Below are 702 nucleotides of genomic sequence, written 5' to 3'. Positions count from 1 at the left end.
AGTGAAACAGACCAAAATGACGATGCAAAAATGCGGCATACTCATTAGGTAAGGTCGAAACAGATTGATTTATTTCATACTGGGATTGCTGTAATAGCTGCATGATATGCGGAGGATTATAAGAATCCGGATCAGCAACAAGTAGAATCTGTCCTGGTTTCAGGAACTGGTAATTCGAATTCAACGCCATAAAATATTGGGCCGCTTTGCTATTCGAATGACTGAACAGCAAGCTTGCCTGAAAACTTAATCCTCCAGGTTGCGGTACTACGCAGAAACCCGGTTGAATGTTCCTCTCCATACTATTTCCCCCCTCAAAGCGCTTTTAAATAAGGTTTCTTGATTTCAGACAATATAAGTTTCTTATAGTTCCATGACTATGGCTTAATCAGATAATAGGACGATTTCTAATTTATGGATATACCGGTTCTTAATCCCTCGACGCTGTATTCTTTCAGGTGATAGTAAAGGTTATCGTGTTGAATAGCAAAACTGGAACCTATCATCAGCATTTGCTCTTATTCCTTGTCGAATCTTTCTAACAAGCTTGCGATAGATTCCGCCTATTCTTACCTGAATTGATAGCTCTTTCTGTTATAAAGAAGAGGGGGATTATCCATTCAGTTTGGCTGTGAAGGTTCTATATTTACATTTATATAATATATTTGACATTTTTTTACAATTTTACTATTGAAATCAAAT

At 37.0% G+C, this 702-nt stretch carries 1 pseudogene; it reads right to left on the bottom strand.

Annotated elements, in window-relative coordinates:
• Positions 1–301: pseudogene (locus tag ACGF7G_RS22555) on the bottom strand (hypothetical protein); the annotation flags it as partial.
• Positions 302–702: the final 401 nt, after the last annotated feature.

Origin of the sequence: Photorhabdus sp. RM323S, from assembly GCF_042879375.1 — a bacterium.
Lineage (GTDB): Bacteria > Pseudomonadota > Gammaproteobacteria > Enterobacterales > Enterobacteriaceae > Photorhabdus > Photorhabdus tasmaniensis.
This window is presented reverse-complemented; position numbering and strand designations above follow the sequence as displayed.